This is a genomic window from Streptomyces sp. URMC 129, assembly GCF_051386415.1.
Classification (GTDB): domain Bacteria; phylum Actinomycetota; class Actinomycetes; order Streptomycetales; family Streptomycetaceae; genus Streptomyces.
This window is the reverse complement of sequence record NZ_JBPQTQ010000008.1, coordinates 31,713-45,913: the sequence shown is the minus strand read 5'-3', so window position 1 is coordinate 45,913 and position 14,201 is coordinate 31,713. Positions and strand designations below refer to the sequence as shown.

General features: G+C 74.3%; 13 protein-coding genes. 7 read left to right on the top strand and 6 right to left on the bottom strand.

The genetic code is table 11. From position 1 onward, the window contains the following. The first annotated feature begins 762 nt into the window (after positions 1-762). Positions 763-2,292, top strand: coding sequence for a helix-turn-helix domain-containing protein (locus tag ACSNOC_RS03300; RefSeq protein ID WP_436745677.1), 1,530 nt, complete (start codon positions 763-765; stop codon positions 2,290-2,292). A gap of 35 nt (positions 2,293-2,327) precedes the next feature. Here the strand turns inward: ACSNOC_RS03300 and ACSNOC_RS03295 are convergent, their stop codons facing one another. Genes ACSNOC_RS03295 through ACSNOC_RS03285 form a run of 3 tightly spaced genes read right to left on the bottom strand, consistent with a single transcriptional unit; the run spans position 2,328 to position 4,310 of the window. Further along, positions 2,328-3,221: a MauE/DoxX family redox-associated membrane protein gene (locus ACSNOC_RS03295; RefSeq protein ID WP_436745676.1), complete on the bottom strand. Its 894-nt coding sequence runs from the start codon at positions 3,219-3,221 to the stop codon at positions 2,328-2,330. A 17-nt stretch (positions 3,222-3,238) separates the two neighbouring features. Next, positions 3,239-3,862, bottom strand: coding sequence for a cell wall protein (locus ACSNOC_RS03290; protein ID WP_436745675.1), 624 nt, complete (start codon positions 3,860-3,862; stop codon positions 3,239-3,241). 22 nt (positions 3,863-3,884) lie between these two features. Next, the gene (locus ACSNOC_RS03285) at positions 3,885-4,310 is read right to left on the bottom strand and encodes a hypothetical protein (RefSeq protein WP_436745674.1); all 426 of its coding nucleotides are present in this window, start codon (positions 4,308-4,310) and stop codon (positions 3,885-3,887) included. 365 nt (positions 4,311-4,675) lie between these two features. On the opposite strand from ACSNOC_RS03285, the gene ACSNOC_RS03280 reads away from it, so the two are divergent. Further along, positions 4,676-4,951, top strand: a complete 276-nt coding sequence (locus tag ACSNOC_RS03280; RefSeq protein ID WP_436745673.1) for a hypothetical protein — start codon at positions 4,676-4,678, stop codon at positions 4,949-4,951. Here the strand turns inward: ACSNOC_RS03280 and ACSNOC_RS03275 are convergent. Together ACSNOC_RS03275 and ACSNOC_RS03270 are read right to left on the bottom strand one after the other, a co-directional pair. After that, entirely contained in the window at positions 4,921-5,799 is an 879-nt protein-coding gene (locus ACSNOC_RS03275) for a GNAT family N-acetyltransferase (RefSeq protein ID WP_436745672.1), read from the bottom strand. The genes ACSNOC_RS03280 and ACSNOC_RS03275 overlap by 31 nt on opposite strands. Before the next feature lie 89 nt (positions 5,800-5,888). Then, a complete protein-coding gene (locus ACSNOC_RS03270; RefSeq protein WP_436745671.1) occupies positions 5,889-6,827 on the bottom strand; it encodes an NADP-dependent oxidoreductase in 939 nt (312 codons plus the stop codon). A 96-nt stretch (positions 6,828-6,923) separates the two neighbouring features. On the opposite strand from ACSNOC_RS03270, the gene ACSNOC_RS03265 reads away from it, so the two are divergent. Together ACSNOC_RS03265 and ACSNOC_RS03260 are read left to right on the top strand one after the other, a co-directional pair. Beyond that, positions 6,924-7,340, top strand: coding sequence for a winged helix-turn-helix transcriptional regulator (locus ACSNOC_RS03265; RefSeq protein ID WP_436745670.1), 417 nt, complete (start codon positions 6,924-6,926; stop codon positions 7,338-7,340). A 9-nt stretch (positions 7,341-7,349) separates the two neighbouring features. After that, positions 7,350-7,550, top strand: a complete 201-nt coding sequence (locus ACSNOC_RS03260) for a DUF3099 domain-containing protein (RefSeq protein ID WP_436745669.1) — start codon at positions 7,350-7,352, stop codon at positions 7,548-7,550. A 3-nt stretch (positions 7,551-7,553) separates the two neighbouring features. Here the strand turns inward: ACSNOC_RS03260 and ACSNOC_RS03255 are convergent, their stop codons facing one another. Continuing rightward, positions 7,554-8,795, bottom strand: coding sequence for an Nramp family divalent metal transporter (locus ACSNOC_RS03255; RefSeq protein ID WP_436745668.1), 1,242 nt, complete (start codon positions 8,793-8,795; stop codon positions 7,554-7,556). Between the two features lie 130 nt (positions 8,796-8,925). Here ACSNOC_RS03255 and ACSNOC_RS03250 point away from each other — a divergent pair, with 130 nt between their 5' ends. Genes ACSNOC_RS03250 through ACSNOC_RS03240 form a run of 3 tightly spaced genes read left to right on the top strand, consistent with a single transcriptional unit; the run spans position 8,926 to position 14,194 of the window. Beyond that, complete coding sequence (locus ACSNOC_RS03250; protein ID WP_436745667.1) at positions 8,926-10,377, top strand: 3' terminal RNA ribose 2'-O-methyltransferase Hen1; 1,452 nt, start codon at positions 8,926-8,928, stop codon at positions 10,375-10,377. Beyond that, on the top strand, positions 10,374-12,935 hold the full coding sequence (locus tag ACSNOC_RS03245) for a polynucleotide kinase-phosphatase (RefSeq protein ID WP_436745666.1): 2,562 nt from the start codon (positions 10,374-10,376) through the stop codon (positions 12,933-12,935). The genes ACSNOC_RS03250 and ACSNOC_RS03245 overlap by 4 nt, the downstream gene beginning before the upstream one ends. 23 nt (positions 12,936-12,958) lie before the next feature. Further along, positions 12,959-14,194 carry an arginine deiminase gene (locus ACSNOC_RS03240; protein WP_436745665.1) on the top strand — a complete coding sequence of 412 codons (1,236 nt, stop codon included), beginning with the start codon at positions 12,959-12,961 and terminating at the stop codon, positions 14,192-14,194. The last annotated feature ends 7 nt before the right edge of the window (positions 14,195-14,201 follow it).

Genomic DNA, 14,201 nt, shown 5'->3' with positions numbered 1-14,201 from the left:
GGCGGACACCCGGACCGGTGGGGGCCGGCCAGCCGTGCCCGATGCCGCCGACCGGGACGCGGGGCGGTGGACAACCGACCGAATACGGCGCAGCAACCCACACGCCAGACCGGCGGAGGCGGGGCCCGCAGGGCAGCGAGCGCGGGCGCCTTGGCCCCCGCCACCAGCCGGGTTGGCCCCACAGACACCCGGCCCGCCGGGAACGCGCCCCGTGCCGCCATCGGGGACGCGACGCAGTGAACGGCCAACCACCCGACACGGCGCAGCCGAACGCCACGCCTGATGGAGCCCCACGGCCGTCGTGCCAGGACAGCGAGGCCGGGGGCGTGTCTCCCGGTGGCGGACATCCGGACCGTTGGGGCCGTGCCCGATGCCGCCGACCGGGGGCGCGGGGCGGTGAACAGCCGACCGAATACGGCGCAGCAACCCACACGCCAGACCGGCGGAGGCGGGGCCCGCGGACACCGCGTCGGATGCCCACGCCACGGCGTCGCGCCGGGGCCGCGAGGCGGGGTGGGTCCACCGCGGTCCGTGTCCTGGCCGAGGCCGCGGAGCGGTGGACAGGTGGAGCGGGGGGATGGGTAGGGGGCGTTTCGTGACTGGTGGTGCTGTTTGCGCTGGTCAGCGGTGTATGCCGGATTCCGTGCGGTCCGTCCCCAGCGGAGCGTCGCGGTGCGGCCGGGAGGGGGTCGTGCGGCGTGTCGTCACTCCAATGGCCCTCTCGGCAGGTAGTCATCTCATATGTGAGATAGGGTCGCGCCTATGATCGACGACTACCTCGCCCGGATCGGACAGCTCATCCGGGACGCACGTCAGCATCGCGGCTGGACACAACTCCAGCTCGCCGAGGCTCTCGGGACCAGCCAGAGCGCGGTCAACCGCATCGAGCGCGGCAATCAGAACATCAGTCTTGAGATGATCGCCCGCATCGGTGAGGCCCTGGACAGCGAGATCGTGTCGCTGGGTTACGCCGGTCCCATGCATCTGCGGGTGGTCGGCGGCAGGCGGCTGCACGGCGCGATCGACGTCAAGACGAGCAAGAACGCCTGCGTCGCGCTGCTGTGCGCCTCCCTGCTCAACTCCGGCCGTACCGTGCTGCGTCGCGTCGCCCGCATCGAGGAGGTCTTCCGCATCCTGGAGGTGCTCGCCTCGATCGGCGTCCGCAGCCGCTGGATCAACGAGGGCGCGGACCTGGAAATCGTTCCCCCGGCCGAGCTGGACCTCGACGCCATCGACACCGAGGCGGCCCGGCGCACGCGCAGCATCATCATGTTCCTCGGTCCGCTGCTGCACCGCATGGACCAGTTCCGGATCCCGTACGCGGGCGGCTGCGACCTCGGCACCCGGACCGTTCAGCCGCACATGATGGCGCTGCGCAGGTTCGGCCTCGACATCACCGCCACCGAGGGCGTCTACCACGCCACGGTGAACCGGCAGGTCACCCCCGACCGGCCCATCGTGCTGACCGAACGCGGCGACACCGTGACGGAGAACGCGCTGCTGGCCGCCGCCCGGCACGACGGGGTCACCATCATCCGCAACGCCTCGTCGAACTACATGGTCCAGGATCTGTGCTTCTTCCTGGAGGAGCTGGGCGTGCGCATCGAGGGCGTGGGCACCACCACGCTCACCGTGCACGGCGTGGCCGAGATCGACCGCGACGTGGACTACTCCCCCTCCGAGGACCCGGTCGAGGCCATGAGCCTGATCGCCGCCGCCGTGGTCACCGAGTCGCAGCTCACCATCCGGCGGGTGCCGCTGGAGTTCCTGGAGATCGAGCTGGCGGTGCTGGAGGGCATGGGCCTGGACCACGACCTCGGCCCCGAGTACGCGGCGGACAACGGCCGCACCCGGCTGGCGGACCTGACCGTCCGGCCCTCCAAGCTGGAGGCGCCGATCGACAAGATCCACCCGATGCCGTTCCCCGGGCTGAACATCGACAACGCGCCCTTCTTCGCCGCCATCGCGGCCTCGGCGCACGGCTCGACGCTCATCCACGACTGGGTCTACGACAACCGCGCCATCTATCTGACCGACCTCAACCGCCTCGGCGGGCGGCTCCAGTTGCTCGACCCGCACCGGGTGCTGGTGGAGGGGCCGACCCGCTGGCGGGCCGCCGAGATGATGTGCCCGCCCGCGCTGCGTCCGGCGGTCGTGGTGCTGCTGGCGATGATGGCCGCGGAGGGCACCTCGGTGCTGCGCAACGTCTATGTGATCAACCGGGGTTACGAGGACCTGGCCGAGCGGCTGAACTCCGTGGGCGCGCAGATCGAGACGTTCCGCAACATCTGACGCCGCGTCACCCGGCCCTCCGGTGTCCGGCCCGGTCAGCCCGCCGGCCGCCCGGCCGGCAGGGCGGCCAGGTCGCCGGTGAGCACCTCGGCGGTCTCCTGGTCGACCACGCCGACCCGGATCACCTGGCCGCCGGCGCGGTCCAGGTGCGCCCCGGCGTCCATGGCGAACAGGACGGAGACGGGCCGGTCCCGTTCGCCGTCGTGGCGGACGCCGGTGTAGTGGAGGATCCGCCAGCCGTCCTCGTCCCAGTGCTCCACGAGCCCGGAGCGGACGAGCGGGGCGGCGGTCTCCCAGGCCAGCGACCGTTCCAGCAGCTCGACGGAGGCCGCCACCGGGACCGTTCCGCCGGCGCCGGACCGGCCGCCGTGCGGGTGACCGAGCAGCCGCAGCCGCAGGCGGCGCAGCCGGACCCGCCACGTGCCCTGCGGGCCGTCCGACAGGTACGCCGACGCCGCCGCGCCCGCGAGGAGCAGCGCGGCGGAGGCGGCCGGCCGGTCCGCGGCGGCCGTCCACCACGCCTCGTCGGCGGCCAGGGCCCCGGCCCCGGCGCCCGCGACGAAGCCGGCGCGGGCGAAGGAGTGCCAGGTGACGGGGGCGTTGTCGCTCGCCGTGCAGCCGCAGGACGAGCCGGGGGCCACCGCCCTGGCGTAGCCGAGGTACCCCAGGAAACCGGTGCCGAGCACGGCCGCCCCGGCGGCGGGAACGGCCGCGCCGGGCGTGGCGAGCAGCCCGGCCGCGAGCAGCACCTCGGCCGCGGCGGTGGCGCGCAGCACCAGCAGCGCCCGGCCGGGGCCGCGCACCAGGCGGGGCAGGGCGGTGCGGGCGGTCTGCGCGCGTAGCGTGCGGCTCGTGAGCTTGGCGGCCCCGGTCCACAGCAGCAGCCCGCCGAGGAGGAGCGGCAGGAGGTTCGCGGTCAGTGCGATCATCGGCTCCCGACCTCGCCTCAGTGCCCGACGGTGACGCGCACGACGTCGATGGAGTCGTCCGCCGGGCGCCAGGCCCCGAGCACCTGCGCGGCCTGGCCGATGCGGAGCCGGGACAGGTCGGAGGTGAGGGCGCCGCCCGCGTAGGAGGCGGCGGTCTCGGGGACCGTGCGGCCGACCAGTTCGTGGTCGCCGTGCTGGAACCAGAACCGGTCGCGGTGGATGCCGCGGATCGTCGTGTCGAGGTTGACGATGTTGACCCAGACGGCGTCGGCGGCGACGGTGCCGTCGGGCATCGGGACTCCCCGCGCGTAGAGTCCGTCGCCGACCTCGATGGCGTCGGCGGTGGTGGGGCGGACCTTCCAGATGCTGGTGGCGTGGGTGAGCTGGATGCGGTGCGTCTCGCCCTCGGCGCTCGCGGCGGTCAGCAGGCTGCCGCGGATGGCGCCGATCCGGCCCTCGACGAACGAGGTCTCGGTGACGGCCGGGTCGAGGGAGGGGGTGGGGGCGGCGAACGCGGCGTCGGCGTCGAGGGCGCCGAGCGCGGAGGCGCCGACGATGGTCGCGCCGCCGAGGGCGGCGGAGGTCAGGAAGCCGCGGCGGCCGAAGCGGTCGCGGGCGGTGGCCGGGGATGTCGCGGTCATGTGGGGTCTCCTCCCGCCTCGTTCACTCGGTGATGATGACCGGCAGCTTGCCGGAGCTGAGGCTGCCGATGGCCGAGAAGGCGGCGGGCGTCAGGTCGAGGACGCGGTTGACGCGGCAGGTGCCGTTGCAGCAGGTCTGCTCGCCGCACCAGCTCTTGGTGCGCGGGCCGCAGTCGGTGATGGTGATGCAGACGGCGGCGCCGGTGCACTGGTGCCGGACTCTCATGACGGAGCCGCAGCCGCGGCGCGGGATGCCGCCCTCGCCGCAGAGGTCCGGGCGGGTGATGTCCCAGCACGCCTGCGAGGCGTTGGGCCAGGCGCCGTGGTTGGAGGCGGAGCGGCAGGTGCCGCAGGCGCCGCTGCCGGCGGCGCCGCACGGGCCCCAGGCGGCGCCGCAGCAGAACCAGGTGGTTTCCCCGGCCCACAGGGCGTTGGTCGAGCAGGCCACGATGAACTCCCTTCGCGTCGCGTGGATCTCACGCTGTGCGGGTGGCGCGCCCACCTGACCCGTTCATGACAACTTCACCCACGGGGCGATGCCGCGCGGGCGTCACGGCAGGGCGGGCGGGGCGTCGGTCGCGCCCATAATCCTCGCTCCGATGTGCGAATACCAGAGGGCGTGGGCGGGGACATCGGGCCGATACGCGGTGGATACACGACAGATCCCCACAGGACCCGGAGCGGAGAAGGATGCGAAACGGTCACGTTTGCCTGCCGGTTCGATCAATTCCGCAGCGCGGCATGAGCGGCGCTCATCCGGGGGACAGTGACCACAGGACCGGGAAGAACCCGGCTGTGGTGAGGAGTTCCGCGATGGACCAGGCACTGGACAACAGGCTGGACAACCGGCTGGACCACAGGACCACGCGGCGGACGCTCGTGGTCTTCACCGCCACCTTCGTGCTCGCGGTGCTCGCCTCCCCGCTGTTCGTCCTGTACGAGCTGCTGCTCGGCGCGTGCGGGCTGGTGGTCACCGGCATGCTCGCCCGGGTGCGGGAGAACGCGGGGGTGATGACCGCCACCGTGATCTTCGCCGGGATCCTCGCGGGCAGCCTGCCCTACCTGGTGGCGGCGCCCTTCGTGCCCTGACGGTCACCCGGCCAGGCGCAGGGCGACCCGGTCCAGGGCGGTGCGGAAGCCGATCCGCCGGTAGACAAGTTGCTGGTGGGATGGGCCAGGTCGGTGTTGATCAGCACGCGCTCCGTCCCCGCGTCCAGCGCGCGGCGGCTCGCGGCGGCGGTCACGGCCCCGGCGTAGCCCCGGCGGCGGTGCCCGGGCGGGGTGTAGACGTTCGCGACGCGGATGCCGGTGGCGGCCGGGCGGGTGGTGCAGGCGAACGAGACCGGGCGGCCGTCGGGGCTCTCCCAGAGGGTGTAGCCGTCGTGGGCGAGGCGCTCGTCGACGATCGCCCCGGAGTCCGGGCCGGACATGCCCTGCTCGTGGTGGAAGGCGTCGGTCCAGGCGGCGAGCAGGTCCCGGTCGGCGCGGGTGCCGGACCGGGCCCGGCCCGGTGGCGGCGGGTCCGGTGGGGTGAGCGTGCCGAGCCGGTAGAGCCGGGTCTCGTAGGCCACGGGGGCGTCGCGCCCGGTCCGCGCGCGCCAGGCCGTGGCGAACGCGTGGACGGCCGCGCGCGGCAGCTCGGCCCCGGCCGGCGGGCTCCCGGCCAGCAGCCCCGCCAGGGACCCGGCGGCCTCCGGCGGCAGCGCACCGACCTGCGCCATGCGCGGCGGGGTGTGCAGCAGCGCGGACCGCACGGGGCCGGTGCCGTCGCGCCACCAGCCGAAGCGGGGCGCGGCGTCGCCGTAGAAGCGCGGCCCTCGCCGCCGGAGCATGTCCGTGATCGTCAGCATGACGCTGTGCTCCTCCGGCAGCGCCCGCAGGAAGTCCCCGGCGGCGCCCACGAAGTCGTCGAGATCACCCGTGACGGTCCAGCCCATGCGCCCATCCTGAACGGTCCGGCCGGGCGCCGTACACCGGATTACGGCTCCACCGGGCGGAGCGGTCCGGGCTGTGGCCGGGGCTGTGGTCAGGGGATCAGAACCAGCTTGCCCGTGGTGCGCTTCTCCTCGATCGCGCGGTGGGCCTCAAAGGCCCGGGAGAGGGGGAAGGCGCGGTCCACCGTCACGCGGAGGCGGCCGGTCTCCACGCGGGTGGTGATCTCCCCCAGCGTGGCGCCGGAGGGGGCGGCCGTCACCCAGGTGTAGCGCAGGCCGCGCCGCTCGGCCTCCTTCTCGTCGGTGCCGGGGTCGATCGCGGCGCCGATCAGCAGGCCGCCGGGCCTGAGGATGTCCAGGGAACGCGGACCGTACGCGCCGCCCACCAGGTCCAGGACGGTGTCGACCGGTTCCGTCGCGGTGCGGAAGTCCGCCGCCGTGTAGTCGATCAGCTCGTCCGCGCCGAGCCCGCGCAGGAAGTCGTGCTTCGCCGCCCGGGCCGTGGCCACCACGTGTGCGCCCCGCTCCCGGGCCAGCTGGACCGCGACGTGGCCGACGCCGCCGGCCGCCGCGTGGATCAGGAGGCGGTGGCCGGGGCCGGCGTCGGCGAGGACGGCCACGGCCTGCCAGGCGGTGAGGGCGGCGAGCGGCACGGCCGCGGCCCGGACGTGGTCCAGGCCCGGCGGCTTCGGTGCCAGGGCGTCCGCCGCGACCGCCGTGAACTCCGCGTACGCGCCGCGCGGGCCGACCGGCAGCATCCCGTACACCTCGTCGCCCGGCGCGAAGGCGGTCACGCCCGGCCCGACGCGCTCCACCACGCCCGACACGTCGGTGCCGAGCGTGAACGGCGGGGTCAGCAGGCCCGGCACGCGGCCGGAACGGATCACCGCGTCACCGGGGTTGACGGCGGCGGCGCCGACCCGGACCAGCACCTCCCCCGGGCCCGGGTCCGGGACGTCGGTCTCGGTGTACTCCAGCACCTCGGGGCCGCCGAAGGCGTGCTGGACGACGGCGTGCATACGGGCGGGCATGGCTGGCTCCTCGGGTTCGGTCCGTGCTCGGTACCCATCCTGCGGTCCGGTGGTACCCATGGGAAAGCAGGCACTTTTCTGGTATTCAGGTCCCTTGTGGATACCGGCTTCGACCTGAGGAAATACGGCGGCGTCGACGTCTTCCTGCGGGACTGCCCGACCCGGACCGTGCTGGAGCTGATCGCCGGCAAGTGGACGATGCTGGTGCTGGTCGCCCTGGAGGACGGCCGGCCGGTGCGGTTCAACGCCCTGCGCCGCCGGCTGGACGGGATCACGCAGAAGATGCTCACCCGGACGCTGCGCGCGCTGGAGCGGGACGGGCTGCTCACCCGGGCGGTCTACCCGACCGTTCCGCCGCGCGTGGAGTACCGGCTGACCGCGCTCGGCATGGGCGTCGGCCGCCTGATCGCGGGGATCACCGCATGGTCCGAGGAGCACATCGACGCGATCGTCGCCGCCCGGGCCCGCTTCGACGAGCGCGCGGCGGATGAGCCTCGGCCCGTCGGCGATTAGGCTGGACATGTGTACGAGCGACGCCGGCGCCGCTACTTCGTGCTGATGGCCGTCTGCCTGGTGCTCTTCGTCAGCGCGTGGGGCTTCGTGCGGCTGTGGTCGGTGCCGCTGGCCATCGCCATGTGCCTGGTCGCGGCGGCGATCCCGCCCGTCGCGGCGATCGCGGCGAACCGGCGGGAGCCCGACGACCGGTGGTGGGACGAGCGCTGAGCGTCACCAGGGCAGCTCACGGATCTGCTGGACGCACAGCGCGGTGAAGAGCACGCCGGACCCGAGCAGCATCACGTTGCTCAGCGGGCCGTTGCGCCATCCGCCGGGCACCCGGCCGGTGTTGAGCAGCCACAGCAGGGTCAGCGCCAGGAAGGGCATGAAGAACGCGCCGAGCACCCCGTAGGTGAGGATCAGGCCGACCGGCTCGTCGAGGAAGAGCAGCGCCATCGGCGGGAACGTCAGCCACAGCAGGTACGCGCGGAACGGGCCGGAGCGCTCGGGCTCGGGGTGGTCGCGGGCGACGAAGTCCGTGAACAGCAGGCTCACGCCGTGCCAGACGCCGATCACGGAGCTGAAGGAGGCGGCGAAGAAGCCGACCAGGAAGAGGTGCGCGGTGACCGTGCCGAAGCGGTCCTCCAGCACCTCCCCCACGTCCAGCAGCCCCCGGTCGCCGGTCGCCAGCGCGAGGTCGGCGGCGTGCAGCAGTTCGGCGCCGATGACGAGCATGGCCACCACGAACAGGCCGGTGGTGGCGTAGGCGACGCGGTTGTCCAGCCGCATCACCGGGATCCAGGCCGGGCCCCGCCAGCCCTTCGCGGTCACCCAGTACCCGTAGGCGGCCAGCGTGATGGTGCCGCCGACGCCGCCGACCAGGCCGAGCGTGTAGAGGACCGAGCCGTCCGGCAGCACCGGCACCAGCCCGGCCGCCAGGGCGCCCGCGTCCGGGCCGACGCGGATCGCGATGCCGACGACGACCACGAACATCACGCCGACGAAGGCCGTCATCAGCTTCTCCACGACGGCGTAGCGGTTGAACCAGACGCAGAGCAGGCCCAGCAGCCCGCACGCCATGCCCCAGGCGCGCAGCGACGGCCCGCCGGGGAAGAGCGCGACGAGCGGCAGGGCGCTGGCGGACATGGCGGTCGCGCCGTACACGAAGCCCCAGACGGCGATGTAGACGCCGAAGTACCAGACGGTCCACCGGCCGAGCGAGCGCCAGCCCTCGAACAGCGTGGTGCCGGTGGCCAGGTGCCAGCGGCCGGTGGCCTCCGCCAGGGAGATCTTGACCAGGCAGCCGAGCACGGCCGCCCACAGCAGCGTGTAGCCGTACCGGCCGCCCGCCACGGCGGTGGCGATCAGGTCGCCCGCGCCCACACCGGTCGCCGCGACCACGAGCCCCGGGCCGATGAAGCGCCGGCGTGCCGCCGCGGTGGGTCGCCCGTCCTCGTTCACGGACTCGTTCACGGAGGGCTTCTGCCCACCGGGCGCCGCCGGAAGCGGACCCGGCGTCGGGAAGCCGTGAAGAAGAGGCGGGACGAAACAGGTGGCCGTAAAGCGGTGGGCGAACGGGCCGGCCCCGGCCATACTCAAGCGGGTGTTCCTGACGATATCCGCCACCGGCGGCGCCGGGCGGCCCGCGACCGACCTCGGCTTCCTGCTGCACAAACACCCGGACAAGGCGCAGGAGTTCACCACCTCCGCCGGGCCCGCCCACGTGTTCTACCCCGAGGCGGACGCCGAGCGGTGCACGGCGGCGCTGCTCCTCGACGTCGACCCCGTGGCGCTGGTGCGCAACCGGGGGCGCGGGCGCGGTGCCGCGCCCGACGCGACGCTGGCGCAGTATGTCAACGACCGCCCGTACGCGGCCTCGTCGCTGCTCGCGGTGGCCCTCGGCCAGGTCTTCCGCACCGCGCTGCGCGGCCTGTGCGCGGCCCGGCCGGACCTGCCGGGCCGGGCCCTGCCGTTGCGCGTCGAGGTGCCGGCGCTCCCGGCGCGCGGCGGAGTGGACACCGTGCGGCGGCTGTTCGAGCCGCTGGGCTGGGCCGTCGAGGCCGAACCGGTGCCGCTGGACGAGGAGTTCCCGGACTGGGGCGACTCCCGGTACGTCCGGCTGGCCCTGACCGGCACCGCCACGGTGTCGGCCGCGCTGCGCCAGCTCTACGTCCTGCTGCCGGTCCTCGACGCCGCCAAGCACTACTGGATCACGGCCGAGGAGGTGGACAAGCTGCTGCGCGCGGGCGACGGCTGGCTCGCGGGCCACCCCGAGCAGAACCTGATCGTCGGCCGCTATCTGGCCCACCGCGCGGCCCTGACCCGGCAGGCCCTCAGCCGTCTGGAGCTGGCCCGGCTCGCCCAGGCCGACGACGCCGAGGCCGAGGAGCTGGACAACGCCGTGGACGACGAGTCCGACACCGAGCACGCCCCGGTGCCGCTGGCCGTCCAGCGGCGTGCCGCGATCACCGCGGCGATCCGCGAGACCGGCGCCACCCGCGTGCTCGACCTCGGCTGCGGCGGTGGGCAGTTGCTCGACGCGCTGCTGAAGGACCACGCGCTGACCGAGGTCGTCGGCATGGACGTCTCGGTGCGCGCCCTGCAGGCCGCCGCCCGGCGGCTGCGCACCGACCGGATGTCCGAGCGGCAGCGGGAGCGGCTCACCCTGATGCAGGGCTCGCTGATGTACACCGACGACCGCCTCGCGGGGTACGACGCGGCGGTGCTCAGCGAGGTCATCGAGCATGTGGACCCGCCGCGGCTGCCCGCCCTGGAGTACGCCGTGTTCGGCTCGGCGCGGCCCGGCGCGGTCGTGGTGACCACCCCGAACGCCGAGTACAACTCCCGCTGGGAGTCGCTGCCCGCCGGGGAGTTCCGCCACGCCGACCACCGCTTCGAGTGGTCCCGCCCCCGGTTCCGGGCCTGGGCTACGGGAGTCGCCGAACGGCACCGCTACACCGTCGAGTTCAGGCCCGTCGGGCCCGAGGACCCCGAGGTGGGCCCGCCCACCCAGCTCGCCCTGTTCACCCGCGCGCCGCAGGAGGCCGCCGCATGACGGACCTCGCCGTTCCCGACCTGTCGCTCGTGGTGCTGATCGGCACCACCGGCTCGGGCAAGTCCACGTTCGCCGCCCGGCACTTCCTGCCCACCCAGGTCGTCTCCTCCGACGCCTGCCGGGGCATCGTCGCCGACGACGAGAACGACCAGAGCGCCACGCCCGAGGCGTTCGAGCTGCTGCACTACATCGTCGGCAAGCGGCTCGCCGCCGGGCGGCTGACCGTCGTGGACGCCACCAACGTCCAGCGCGAGGCCCGCCGTCAGCTCGTGGAGCTGGCCCGCGCGCATGACGTGCTGCCGGTGGCGATCGTGCTGGACGTCCCCGAGCGGGTGTGCGCCGACCGCAACGCCGCCCGCGCCGAGCGGGCGAGCATGCCCGCGCACGTCATCCCGCGCCAGCGGCGGGAGTTGCGGCGCTCGCTGCGCGGTCTGGAGCGCGAGGGGTTCCGCACCGTGCACGTGCTGCGCGGCGAGGAGGAGGTGGCCGCCGCCACCGTCCGGCTGACCCGCCGCTACAACGATCTGCGGCACCTCACCGGCCCGTTCGACATCATCGGCGACGTGCACGGCTGCCGCGCCGAGCTGGAGACGCTGCTGGCCGGGCCGCTGGGCTACGCGATCGAGCGCGACGGCCGGGGCCGTGCGGTCGGCGCCCGCCACCCGGAGGGCCGCACGGCCGTGTTCGTCGGTGACCTGGTCGACCGCGGCCCCGACTCCCCCGGCGTGCTGCGGCTGGTGATGGGCATGGTGGCGGCCGGTACCGCGCTGTGCGTGCCGGGCAACCACGAGAACAAGCTGGCCCGGCACCTCAAGGGCCGCACGGTCCGGCTCACGCACGGCCTGGCCGAGACGGTCGAGCAGCTGGCGCGCGAGGACGGGACCGATCCGGGATTCCGGGCGCGCGTCGCGGAGTTCATCGACTCGCTGATCAGCCACTACGTGCTGGACGGCGGGCGGCTGGTGGTCAGCCACGCCGGGCTGCCGGAGAAGTACCACGGCCGCACCTCGGGCCGGGTCCGCTCGCACGCCCTGTACGGCGAGACGACGGGCGAGACGGACGAGTTCGGGCTGCCGGTCCGCTACCCGTGGGCCGAGGAGTACCGGGGTGCCGCCGCCGTCGTGTACGGCCACACGCCGGTGCCCCGCGCCGCCTGGATCAACAACACCCTCTGCCTGGACACGGGGTGTGTCTTCGGCGGCGCCCTGACCGCGCTGCGGTGGCCGGAGCGCGACATGGTGGACGTCCCGGCCGAACGGGTCTGGTACGAGCCGGTCCGCCCGCTGGCGCCGCGCGCGCCAGGCGGCTCGGACGGCCGCCCGCTCGACCTGGGCGACGTGGCGGGCCGCCGCGTGGTGACCACCCGGCACGCCGGGCGCATCTCGGTCCGGGAGGAGAACGCGGCGGCGGCCCTGGAGGTCATGAGCCGCTTCGCCGTCGACCCCCGGCTGCTGACGTACCTGCCGCCGACGATGGCGCCGTGCGCCACCTCCGCCGAGGAGGGCTATCTGGAGCACCCGGCCGAGGCGTTCGCCGCCTACCGCGAGGCGGGCGTGCGCGACGTGCTGTGCGAGGAGAAGCACATGGGCTCGCGCGCCGTCGCGCTGGTGTGCCGGGACCCGGAAGTGGCCGTCAAGCGGTTCGACGCGCCGCCCGGCACCTGGGGCGCGGTCCACACCCGCACCGGCCGCCCGTTCTTCGACGACGAGGAGACGACGGGCGCGGTGCTGCGGCGGCTCGCGGCGGCCGTGGACGCGGCGGGGCTGTGGGCGGAGCTGACCACGGACTGGCTGGTGCTGGACGCGGAGATCATGCCCTGGTCGCTGAAGGCGGGCGGGCTGCTGCGCGGCCAGTACGCGGCGGTGGGCGCGGCGGCGCGGGCCGCGTTTCCCGGGGTGCTGGCGGCGCTGGACGCGGCCGGGGCGCGCGGCGTGGACATCGGGGCGCTCGCCGGGCGGCAGCGCGGCCGGGCGGCGGACGCGGCGGCGTTCACCGCCGCGTACCGGGCGTACTGCTGGCCGGTGGACGGCGTGACGGGGATGCGCCTGGCGCCGTTCGCGCTGCTGGCCGCCGAGGGCCGCTCGCTGGCCGCGCTGCCGCACGACCGGCAGCTCGCGCTGATCGACCGGATGGTGGAGCGCGAGCCGTTCCTCGCCACGACCCGCCGCCTGACCGTGGACACCGGCGACCCGGCCTCGGTGGAGTCCGGCGTGCGGTGGTGGCTGGACCTGACCGCGGCCGGCGGCGAGGGCATGGTCGTCAAGCCGCGCGAGGCGTATGTGCGGGGCGCGGACGGCCGCCTGGTCCAGCCGGGCATCAAGTGCCGGGGCCGGGAGTATCTGCGGATCATCTACGGCCCGGAGTACACGCGTCCCGAGCACCTGGCCCGGCTGCGCGACCGCCACCTGGGCCACAAGCGGTCCCTGGCGCTGCGCGAGTACGCCCTCGGCCTGGAGGCCCTGGACCGGCTGGCCGACGGCGAGCCGCTGTGGCGCGTGCACGAGGCGGTGTTCGCGGTGCTGGCGCTGGAGTCGGAGCCGGTGGACCCGCGCCTGTAGGGGACGGCGGCCAGAATGGGCCTATGACCTTCCATGTCGATTCGGAGACCGGGCGGCTGCGGCGCGTCATCCTGCACCGCCCGGGACTCGAACTGAAGCGGCTCACGCCGACCAACAAGGACGAGCTGCTCTTCGACGACGTGCTGTGGGTGCGCCGCGCGCAGCAGGAGCACGACGTCTTCTCCGGGCTGCTGCGCGCGCGGGGCGTCGAGGTGCACCTGTTCGGGGAGCTGCTCGCGCGGAGCCTGGACATCCCGGCCGCGCGCGCCCTGGTGCTGGACCGGGTCTTCGACGAGCGGGAGTACGGGCCGCTGGCCACCGACCGGCTGCGGGCGGTGTTCGACGCGCTGCCGACCGGGGAGCTGGCCGAGGCGCTGATCGGCGGGATGACGAAGCGGGAGTTCCTGGAGCGGCACGAGGAGCCCCCCTCCATGCGGTTCCACGTGATGGAGCCGGACGACTTCCTGCTGCACCCGCTGCCCAACCACCTGTTCGCGCGGGACGCCTCCGCCTGGGTGTACGACGGGGTGGCGATCAACGCGATGCGCTGGCCGGCCCGGCGGCGGGAGACCGTGCACTTCGAGGCGGTGTACGGCCACCACCCGCTGTTCACCGGCCCCGGGGCGGGCCCGTTCCACCTGTGGGCGGAGGGGCAGGGTGCGCACCCGTCCACGATCGAGGGCGGCGACGTGCTGGTCATCGGGAACGGCGCGGTGCTGGTCGGGATGAGCGAGCGGACCACGCCGCAGGCGGTGGAGCTGCTGGCCCGGCGCCTGTTCGAGGCGGGCTCGGCGCGCACCATCGTGGCCGTGGACCTGCCGAAGCGGCGGGCGTTCATGCATCTGGACACGGTGCTGACGATGGTCGACGGGGAAACGTTCACGCAGTACGCGGGCCTGGGCATGCTCCGCTCGTACACCATCGAGCCGGGCGCGGACGGGCAGGAACTGAAGGTCACCGACCACCCGCCGGAACACATGCACCGGGCCATCGCCGCCGCGCTCGGGCTGGACCGGATCCGGGTGCTGACCCCCGTGCAGGACGTGCGCTCGGCGGAGCGCGAGCAGTGGGACGACGGCTGCAACGTGCTGGCCCTGGAGCCCGGCGTGGTCGTGGCCTACGAGCGGACCGTCACGGCCAACACGTACCTGCGCGACCAGGGGTTCGAGGTGCTGGAGATCCCGGGCAGCGAGCTGGGCCGGGGCCGGGGCGGGCCGCGCTGCATGAGCTGCCCGGTCGAGCGGGACCCGGTCCGCTGAGCCGCCC

What these genes read in the sequence shown, in the direction of transcription:
- ACSNOC_RS03300 (WP_436745677.1), top strand. Translation starts at nt 763, where the DNA reads ATGATCGACGACTACCTCGCCCGGATCGGACAGCTCATCCGGGACGCA.
- ACSNOC_RS03295 (WP_436745676.1), bottom strand. Translation starts at nt 3,221, where the DNA reads ATGATCGCACTGACCGCGAACCTCCTGCCGCTCCTCCTCGGCGGGCTG.
- ACSNOC_RS03290 (WP_436745675.1), bottom strand. Translation starts at nt 3,862, where the DNA reads ATGACCGCGACATCCCCGGCCACCGCCCGCGACCGCTTCGGCCGCCGC.
- ACSNOC_RS03280 (WP_436745673.1), top strand. Translation starts at nt 4,676, where the DNA reads ATGGACCAGGCACTGGACAACAGGCTGGACAACCGGCTGGACCACAGG.
- ACSNOC_RS03275 (WP_436745672.1), bottom strand. Translation starts at nt 5,799, where the DNA reads ATGGGCTGGACCGTCACGGGTGATCTCGACGACTTCGTGGGCGCCGCC.
- ACSNOC_RS03270 (WP_436745671.1), bottom strand. Translation starts at nt 6,827, where the DNA reads ATGCCCGCCCGTATGCACGCCGTCGTCCAGCACGCCTTCGGCGGCCCC.
- ACSNOC_RS03245 (WP_436745666.1), top strand. Translation starts at nt 10,374, where the DNA reads ATGACGGACCTCGCCGTTCCCGACCTGTCGCTCGTGGTGCTGATCGGC.
- ACSNOC_RS03240 (WP_436745665.1), top strand. Translation starts at nt 12,959, where the DNA reads ATGACCTTCCATGTCGATTCGGAGACCGGGCGGCTGCGGCGCGTCATC.